The following is a 9231-nucleotide window of genomic DNA, read 5'->3' on the forward strand; positions in this document are numbered from 1 at the left end:
CGCGGCGAGCGTTGCGGTCATGGGGACTGCAACGGTGTTTGTTGGTCACTGGGTATCGAACCGGATCGAAAACGCGGTTGTACAAAATTCCGCCAACTCTGCGGCATTGTACATGGAAAGCATTTTGTCCCCACTCAGCCAGGAGCTGGCGCATGGAGATCGACTGTCCGAACAGGCCAGCCGGGCGCTGGACGAGATCTTCATGACCCAGCCGATGCGCGAACGCATTGCCTCGTACAAGTTCTGGAAACAGGAGGGCGAGATTGCCTACGCATCGGATCCCGCCATCATCGGTCGCCGGTTCGAGCCGACAGATGACCTGAAACGTGCGTGGAACGGAGAAATCTCGGGCTCATTTGAAGAGCTGGACGACGAAGAAAGCGCGGCAGAGGCTGCGCTTGGCATTCCATTGCTGGAAGTCTACAGCCCCATTCGCGAAATCTGGTCGGGGAAAATCATCGCTGTCGCCGAGTTTTATGAAAAGGCCGATCAGCTGGAACTGGACATGGCCAGAGCCCGAAGAACAAGCTGGTTGATCGTTGGCTCGGCCTTTGCAGCAAGCACGGTTGTTCTGTTTTCCATTGTCGCAATCGGCGACAACACTATTCGAAGGCAAGGACGCCTTCTGAACGACCGTCTTGCCGAAAGTGAAAAGATGGCCGCGCAGAATGCCATGCTGCGGTCGCGCGTCATTGATGCATCGGAAAGATATGCCGCGCAAACAGACAGGTTCCTCAGGAAACTCGGCGCGGAACTGCACGACGGCCCCGCCCAATACCTGTCACTTGCCGCCCTTCGACTGGAGGCCGCATTCGGCGACAGGCCGGAGATGCCCACCGAGGCCGAAGAAATTCAACAGTCGTTGCAGAAGTCTTTGGCAGAAATTCGCGCTCTTTCTCGGGGATTGTTCGCGCCGGACATCGAAAACCTGGCGCTCGTTGATGTCGTGAAAAGAGCTGTCGAGGACCATTCCGAACACAGCCCTTTTCGCCCCGGTATTTCCTTTCAGGGCAATCCGTCGCCAAATTTGTCAATCTCGGGCAAGTTGTGCGTTTTCCGGTTCCTGCAAGAAACGCTTTCCAATGCCGCAAGATATGCGCCCGCGTCCCAGTGCACTGCCACCTGCGACGTACAAGATGATCGCATTACCGTTCAGGTCAGCGACGACGGCCCCGGGTTCGCCCCCTCCGGCGAGACGGTTCTGCGTGAGGACGGGGGCCAGGGCCTTGTCGGCTTGCGTGACCGGGTCGAAAGCATTGGCGGTCGGTTCGAGGTGAGGTCAACCCCAGGCAAGGGCACCACTGTTGCTATGACGTTGCTTCCCAGAAAGATGAGTGCATCATGACAACTTCAGTCGTTATCGCAGATGATCACCCGATTTTCAGGGACGGTTTGCACCGCACTTTGGAGGAGGCCGACGGCTTCAAGGTTCTTGCCGCCGGATCAAACGCGGATGAGGCCGTTTCCCTTGTCCGAACCCATCAACCTGACATCGTCATCCTCGATCTGTCGATGCCCGGTGGCGGCATAAGCGCGACCCGCAGAATTGCTGAAATGGCGAACCCGCCTTTCATCGCGATATTGACGGTCTCTGAAAACAGCAGTGACGTCGCAGACGCTTTGGAGGCGGGTGCCATTGGCTATATCGTCAAGGGCGTGACAGCACGCGAATTGACAGCTTCGCTGCGCAGTATCGCCTCGGGCGAAGGGTTCGTCTCGCCGGGTCTTGCTTCGCGTATGCTGCTTCAGATCAATCGCAGAAACGGGTCGCAGCAAGAAGCTGACGCCATAGATGATCTTACCCATCGCGAAGAGGAGATTCTTCGGCGCGTCGCCAAAGGGCTAAGCAATCGGGAAATAGCCGATGAGTTGGGAATACAAGAGAAAACCGTTAAGCATTACATGACGGCGATCCTGTCCAAGCTTCATGCGCGAAACCGGGTAGAGGCCGCTCTTATCGCGCATGAGGCCTGGAACAAGAACGACCAAGGGTCAGGCGCTCAATGACCGGGGCGGTCTCTCAAGAAAAGAAACCGCCCCGCACATTCGTCAAAGTTCGTTGCTCAGTTGGCGACCGACTGAAGCCTTTGGCGGTCCGCTGCAGTTGCGTTTCTTTCAACAACGGTCCGGTTGAACGGGTCTTTCAACTCGTATCGTCCGCCCTCGATCTCTTCCTTCCAGCCGTTCGTGTAGCTGACTTCGATATTGTTGCCCTGAATCTCGATTTTTGCAGGACGACTTCCGGCGCCACCGCTCTGCCCTTGCGAACGCACGCTATCGATTGAGATGCCGTTTGCCATCGACCGAAGGCGCGAAACGTCGGCACCGGTTGCAGGTCGTTCCTCGACGGTTCGGTTCTGCGCATTCTTTCTTTCGTATCGACCGTTTTCGATCTCTTCCTTGGTACCGTCGGCATAGCGTACTTCAATGCCGCTCGCGCTTGTTTCGACCTTTGTTATTCCGGCTGAACCAGATGGTCGCCCTCCAGACTGAGAGCGGTCCGTCTTACCGCTGCCGCTGCCCCGGCCTGAGCGTGACGAGCCGTCGTCATCATCGTCATCATCGTCGTCATCATCGCTGTCGCGACCACCTTTGCCCGATCCGGAACTGTCATCCCGGTCATCATCACGATCACCGCCACTGCCTGACCCGGAGTTGCCGTCACGATCATCATCACCGCCGTCACCATCACTCCCCTTCCCACTTTTTGCAAACGCGTAAGCGGGTTCCAAACGCAGATGGCCCTCTGCGTCGAAGGTCGGCACATAAGGTGTCATCACAATCAGCGAGGCAAGCGCTGCAGTGCTTAGAAGCTGACCGGTTCTTTTCTGGATCTTCATTTTCGTCTCCAATCCTGTTCGAGGCGTTTTCCTGTATTGGGGTCAGAATATCCCGGGCCTTGCTGCGCTACATCGGGCTTAGGTCTGATGATTTTCCGGCCGAATGTCCGGGTTGAAGAAGAACTCTGAAATTCTTTCAGACAAACGGGACAAATAATCCTGAACCTGGCTTGTCCTGCGATGCGCCCTTCGTCGCAGTGTGGGCAAGCTTGTCTGGCCCGTGACGCGTCGCGCATCCTTGCGAATAGCGTTGCAGGCGAGCGAAATACTTCAAATAGGTTCGAAGGTGACGACCAACACCGTCACAACAGTTCCCATAGCTGTCGTGCGGTCTGGTCAAAGGCCGCGGGATTGGAAAAGGCAGAAATCGTCAATGTGGCGCACCATGCCTCATCACCAATTGGGACCAGCAACCCCTGATCCAGTTCCGAAGAAATAGCTGTCTCGGGCATCCAGGCAAAACCGCTGCCCGTCATCAGTCGCCGTTTGATCGTTTCCACCAGACTATCGACATAGATGGTCTCGGTATTCTGGGGTTTCCGATCAACAGTATTTTCGACGACCATGCCCAAAAACGATGATCGGTCATAGGACAGATAAGGGATAGGCGGACCGTCCTGTCTGCCGAGATCCCATCCCAAGGCGCGCACCGGTTCAACGGCCGCCACGGGCACCAGCCGGTCCTTCAACAGGTCCTTACGCTCGAATGCAGCTTCATTGATCATGGGTGACACTGAGTGGTGATTGTAGCACAGCAGGATATCCACCACGCCTTCGACCAAAAGGTCACAACAGGTGCTTAAGGAATCAGACAGGACGCGAGTGCGCAAATCTGGGATCTGCTTCTGCAACTCTTCTATTCGGGTTGCCAAAAAATTAACCGCAATGGTGTGAAGCACCGAAAATCGGATGAACCGGCTATCGCCCCGGTCCGCATCCCGCAAGGACTGGCGTGTTTCTGACAGTTGTGAGATCGCTGTCAGGGCAACGGGTAAAAACTGCTTACCCGCTTCCGTCAGCTGTACAGGATACGTGGCCCGATTGACCAGAGGCAACCCGACCCAGCTCTCCAACGCTTTGATTCTGCGACTAAATGCGGATTGCGTAATGTTTCGCTCATCAGAAGCGCGCGTGAAGTTCAGGGTCCGGGCAAGGCATTCAAAGTCACGTAACCAATTCAGATCCAACGGGTGTTCCTGCGTGTTAATGAACGTATTCTCCAAGCATAATTCAAATTATGCAGAATACGAATAGTTTGATGAAATGTTCGAATTGGCTCTGAGAAAAGCTCTTGATCTAGACTTCTGAACAGGGTCCGGCGGCAGGACTTATTGTCAGCCTTCCGTCCGAAGTTGCGGCCAAAGAAAAGTTGGCACGACCCTATTGCGCGATGGGAAAGTGGAACGACAGAGAATACGACACCAAAAACACGGCGCATATCAACAGAGGAGAAGACCATGAGAACCAAGTTGAACACAATAAGCCTGGTGGCTGCGGCTGGCATCTTCGCGATGCCCGCTTTCGCGGCTGAAGAGGTAAAAATCGGTGTCCCGTCATGGACCGGCGCCCAAGCCATTGCTCATCTGCTGGGCGCGGTCGTGGAAATGCGCATCGGTGGCAAAGTGGAATATGTGCCTGGCAACAACGCCACGATCTTTCAGGCGATGGATCAGGGCAAGGGCGATATCGACGTACATCCCGACGTATGGCTGCCCAATCAGGAAAGCTTTACCAAAAAATACGTCGACGAGGCGGGTACTGTGACTCTGTCTTCAAATCCCTATGAAGGCAATCAGGGGTTCTGCGTCAGCAAGGATTTTGGTGAAGCCAACAACATCACCGACATCGCCGACCTGGGTCGCCCGGATGTGGCTGCCCTGATGGACAGTGACGGCAATGGCAAAGGTGAGATGTGGATTGGCGCACCGGGTTGGGCCTCGGCCAATGTAAATGAGGTCAAGACAAGGGATTATGGCCTGCTTGATTTCATCGAACCGATCCGTGCCGAGGAAAGCGTGAAGACCGCGCGGATCAAGGACAGCATCGCCAAGGGTGAAGGGTACGCCTTTTACTGCTACAAGCCGCACGCGGTTTGGTACATGTTCGACGTGCAGATGTTGACCGAGCCGACATTCGATCCTGCAAAATACGTGATGATCCAGCCTTCCGACGATCCGGATTGGTACAACAAATCCACGGTCGCGACAAAGGACGCTCTCAAGAACGTGCAGATCGCATGGTCCAATTCCCTGCCAGAACGTTCGCCAGCTATTGCCGACTTCTTTGCTAATTTCGCGTTGACAGCGGATGATGTCAGCGGGTTTGCCTATGAAATCAGCGGCAAGGGCCGTGATCCGGCAGAAGTTGCCCGCGAATGGGTCGAAGCAAACCCGGATCGCGTCGACGCGTGGCTGGGCCTCTGATCTCACGCAGGAAACAGGGTGGCGGCAGGTGGTGGCGCCACCCAAGTGCAGACCTCTGGGGGACCCATGAGCGAAGATACCGTTATTGAAATCTCGAATGTCTGGAAGATATTCGGGAGCAGGCCGGAAGTTGCGCTGCAAGCGATCCGCGACCGCGGGCTGAACAAGGCGCAAGTGCTGGCAGAATACAATTGCGTCGTCGGCGTCGCTGATGTCAGCCTGTCGGTCAATCGGGGCGAGATTTTTTGCATCATGGGCCTGTCCGGCAGTGGGAAATCCACTTTGGTTCGCCACTTCAACCGGCTGCTGGAACCGACCGCTGGCAAGATCGAAATCGAAGGTACCGATGTCATGGCTTTAGGGCCAAAGGAGCTTCAGCAGTTTCGCAACAGCAAGATAGGCATGGTATTTCAGAACTTTGCGCTGATGCCGCACAGGTCAGTGCTGGATAACGTGGCAATGCCGTTGGAAATTCGCCAAGTCAGCAAGAATGAACGCATGCGCCAGGCCGCGGCCATTCTCGACATCGTTGAGCTTGGCGCTTGGGGATCGAAATTCGCGCACGAGCTGTCAGGTGGTATGCAGCAACGTGTAGGCTTGGCTCGGGCACTGGCAGCCAACCCGGATGTGCTTTTGATGGATGAACCTTTTTCGGCACTCGATCCTTTGATCCGGCGACAATTGCAGGATGAATTCATCCGGCTCAGCAAGATCCTTAAGAAGACCACCATTTTCATCACCCACGATCTGGATGAAGCTGTTCGCATTGGCAATCGGATCGCGATCATGCGCGACGGCAAGGTGGTACAGATCGGAACGGCCGAAGACATCGTCATGAACCCTGCAGATGACTATGTGGCCGATTTTGTCGCCGGTATTTCACGGCTTAAAGTGGTGCGGGCCCATGCGGTTATGCGACCGATACCTGAACACGTCGCGGTTGACGGGCCTCTGCCGGCTGACGCCCCACGGGTGAATGAGAGCGAAAATCTCAGCACCCTGATCAATTTGGCAATCGACAACAGCAGCGCAATCCTGGTCGAGGACGGCGGCGTGGATGTTGGCGTCATAACCCGTGCCGACCTGCTGCGCACCGTGATCGAAGGGACCGAAGTGTCATGAGCACCTCAGATGTGAATCCGCTGGAAGACACCGAAAGCGAAGCGGCCCTGGCCTATGCCGAAGAGCGGCGCGAAAACATTCGGACATTCGTTCGCACCAGCCCGGACTACTACATACGAAATTTCGACAAGATCGGGGCGTCATCCCGTTTTACGCCAACCTTCAACTTCATGGCCGGGTTATTTGGCCCGGTCTGGTTCGGTGCGCGGGGCCTGTGGACATGGGCGTTACCGTTTTTGATCCTCGAAACGATAGCCTACGTGCAGATTGCCCGAGGGTTGTTCGGTGACCTGGCCGCCGATGCAATGGAACGTATCGCTTCGATTGAAGGAACGCTTGAACTGCGGCGTCAACAGCTGGCCGCAGCCATCGAAAACAACTCAGACAAGATTGATGTCTATCAACGTACTGTAGACTCGCTTGAGGAAAACATTGGCGGCATCCGGGCCGAAGCCGAAGCAATGGCCGCTGAAGGGCCTTACATCGTTCTGACCGGTCTGGCCATTCTGATTATCGTCAAGCTTATCCAGTCGCAGGTGGCGAATTGGGCGCTTGAGGCGCGCTTCTCGGAATGGTTGTCAGACCGTTCCATTCGGTCCGCCATGCCAGTGTCTCAGATCGTATTCAGTGCGATCTTCATGGTTTTGATCGTCGCGGCGGCGATGATGCACTACAGTTTCCCGGGCCGATTTTCGATCCTCAGCCAATTTCCGACAGATCCAAACATCCGGCTGACCAGTATCACATGGGTCGAAAACTTCATCGCCTGGTGCGTGCGCAACAGTGTGGCCTTCTTTGACGGGCTGACCTTCGGCATACGAACGCTGCTGGACGCGCTTGAAGTTATTCTGGTGCAAACACCATGGATCGTGATCGCAAGCCTGATCATTCTGCTGACCTGGCTGACTGCGGGTATCAGCACGGCGATCTATTCCGGGGCGTTTCTGGCCTATATGGGCCTTTTGGGCTTCTGGGAAGGCGCCATGACCACACTGGCATTACTTGGGACGGCGGCCTGTCTGTCGATCGTCATCGGGATTCCACTGGGCATGTTCGCTGCGCGTCGCCCAAGGTTCTATGCTTTTATCCAGCCTATCATGGATTTCATGCAAACCATGCCAGCCTTTGTTTTCATGGTGCCGGTAATCGCGTTCTTCGGTGTCGGCAAACCCGCAGCCGTCGTGGTCACCATGATCTTTGGTGGCACACCCGTGGTGCGCCTGACTGTGCTGGGCTTGCGTGGCGTACCCGAAAGCGTTCGAGAAGCAGCGATCAGTTTCGGCGCCAATAAGTGGTATTTGCTGACCAAGGTAGACCTGCCACTGGCAAGCCCATCGATCCGGGCCGGGATCAACCAGACTATCATGCTGTCGCTGGCGATGGTTGTCGTCGCCTCGCTGATCGGAGCCAAAGGGCTGGGTGAGGACGTTTTGGAAGCGTTGCAATACGCAAACGTCGGCCAGGGTATCCTTGCCGGGTTCTCAATCCTGTTCTGCGCCATGATCCTGGATCGGATTGTGCAGGGCGGTCGGAAATGACACCCATTGTATTTGTTCATGGATTTTTGGGCGGCAGTCGGCAGTGGCAGGGGCAGGTTGAGGCAATGGCAGGCCACAAGATCATCACGCTTGACTTGCCGGGTTTTGGCGAAAATGCACAGCTCGAAGCTCTCGGCAGCATTTCAGATTTTGCTGAATGGGCCCTGAATGAGCTGAAGACGTGTAGCATTGAGAAATTTCACCTGGTTGGCCACTCGATGGGCGGGATGGTTGTACAGGAAATGATAGCTCGCGCACCCGAGCGGATTGACCACTTGGTGCTTTATGGCACAGGGTCCGTAGGTGTTTTGCCAGGGCGGTTCGAAACGATTGACACCACAAAGCGACGGGCTTGCATTGACGGCCCGCAAGCGACCGGTCGGCGAATTGCAGCAACCTGGTTCCTTGAGCGGGAAAAAGCTGAAGCTTACGAAGAATGTGCTTCAATCGCCGAGTTGAGCAGCCTGCAAGCCATACTTACAGGTTTGGATGCCATGCATTGCTGGAGCGGTACCGAACTCCTGCCCGTTATCACAACCAAGACGCTGGTTATCTGGGGGGATCGTGATCGTACCTACCCCTGGAGCCAAACAGAAAAGTTATGGCAGTCTATTCCAAACGCAAATCTTGCGGTGATACCAGAATCTGCTCATGCGACGCATCTGGAAAAAGCCGAGCTATTCAACAAGGTACTGAGTGATTTTCTTGTTTGAGCTGCCCCCAATGTCTGGACCTATCCCGCGCTGAGCAAGTTACTCTCGTTTCCCGTTGTTACATTCCCCGGCAGATGATGCGCATTTCGCTCTACATTATTTGCTGCGAACTGCCAAAGAAACGCCAACCCAGCTACCAAAACAATCAGTGCCTCAATGACATAATTGAAGCCGCGTTCAGCTTTCGGCAGTAAACTCGCCGCCCAAGGGCTACAACCGAAAGACTGAAGTGTGATCATCGGCAGCTTTTGGGCCCATCGGGACTTCTTGCGTGGACTTGTGTAAATAGTTTGTGCTGGATTGCTACACATCGACTTCGCCACATCTGCTTCCAGAGTACTTCCGGCGGTATTGGCGCAAATAGAAACACCGCCCTGAGGCGGTTCGTAACAATCTGATATTGTGTGTTATATTTGGTTGCGGTGAGAGGATTTGATCCTCTGCGGTTGAGGTTATGATGCTGACGAGGTTAAGAGGTTAAGCAAAAGATCCGGGGGATCACTTGTGGTCTGAACGGGCAGTGTTGGGGTTTTCTGACGCTGGTTGCGGGAGCAGGATTTGAACCTGCGACCTTCAGGTTATGAGCCTGACGAGC

The 9231-nt window shown here is 55.2% G+C and carries 8 protein-coding genes; 6 read left to right on the forward strand and 2 right to left on the reverse strand.

All coding sequences use genetic code 11. From position 1 onward, the window contains the following. Window positions 1-19 precede the first annotated feature (19 nt). Both I9182_RS09550 and I9182_RS09555 read left to right on the forward strand, forming a co-directional pair. On the forward strand, window positions 20-1345 hold the full coding sequence (locus I9182_RS09550; RefSeq protein WP_209598081.1) for a sensor histidine kinase: 1326 nt from the start codon (window positions 20-22) through the stop codon (window positions 1343-1345). Then, window positions 1342-2007 (forward strand): response regulator transcription factor, encoded by a 666-nt coding sequence (locus I9182_RS09555; protein ID WP_209598082.1) that lies wholly within the window; start codon window positions 1342-1344, stop codon window positions 2005-2007. The genes I9182_RS09550 and I9182_RS09555 overlap by 4 nt, the downstream gene beginning before the upstream one ends. 56 nt (window positions 2008-2063) lie before the next feature. On the opposite strand, the gene I9182_RS20420 is transcribed toward I9182_RS09555, so the two are convergent. After that, the gene (locus I9182_RS20420; protein ID WP_245222554.1) at window positions 2064-2840 is read right to left on the reverse strand and encodes a hypothetical protein; all 777 of its coding nucleotides are present in this window, start codon (window positions 2838-2840) and stop codon (window positions 2064-2066) included. A gap of 302 nt (window positions 2841-3142) precedes the next feature. Further along, on the reverse strand, window positions 3143-4027 hold the full coding sequence (locus I9182_RS09565; protein WP_209598083.1) for a LysR family transcriptional regulator: 885 nt from the start codon (window positions 4025-4027) through the stop codon (window positions 3143-3145). Between the two features lie 270 nt (window positions 4028-4297). Here I9182_RS09565 and I9182_RS09570 point away from each other — a divergent pair, with 270 nt between their 5' ends. The 4 genes from I9182_RS09570 to I9182_RS09585 all read left to right on the forward strand — a co-directional run bounded on the left by I9182_RS09570 (window position 4298) and on the right by I9182_RS09585 (window position 8636). Next, a complete protein-coding gene (locus I9182_RS09570; RefSeq protein ID WP_209504844.1) occupies window positions 4298-5263 on the forward strand; it encodes a glycine betaine ABC transporter substrate-binding protein in 966 nt (321 codons plus the stop codon). Between the two features lie 66 nt (window positions 5264-5329). Then, window positions 5330-6385, forward strand: a complete 1056-nt coding sequence (locus I9182_RS09575; protein ID WP_209598084.1) for a glycine betaine/L-proline ABC transporter ATP-binding protein — start codon at window positions 5330-5332, stop codon at window positions 6383-6385. Beyond that, complete coding sequence (locus I9182_RS09580; RefSeq protein ID WP_209504846.1) at window positions 6382-7923, forward strand: ABC transporter permease subunit; 1542 nt, start codon at window positions 6382-6384, stop codon at window positions 7921-7923. Before I9182_RS09575 ends, I9182_RS09580 begins: the two co-directional genes overlap by 4 nt. Further along, a complete protein-coding gene (locus I9182_RS09585; RefSeq protein ID WP_209598085.1) occupies window positions 7920-8636 on the forward strand; it encodes an alpha/beta hydrolase in 717 nt (238 codons plus the stop codon). Before I9182_RS09580 ends, I9182_RS09585 begins: the two co-directional genes overlap by 4 nt. Window positions 8637-9231 lie beyond the last annotated feature (595 nt).

The organism is Ruegeria sp. HKCCSP351, assembly GCF_017872535.1.
Lineage (GTDB): Bacteria > Pseudomonadota > Alphaproteobacteria > Rhodobacterales > Rhodobacteraceae > Ruegeria.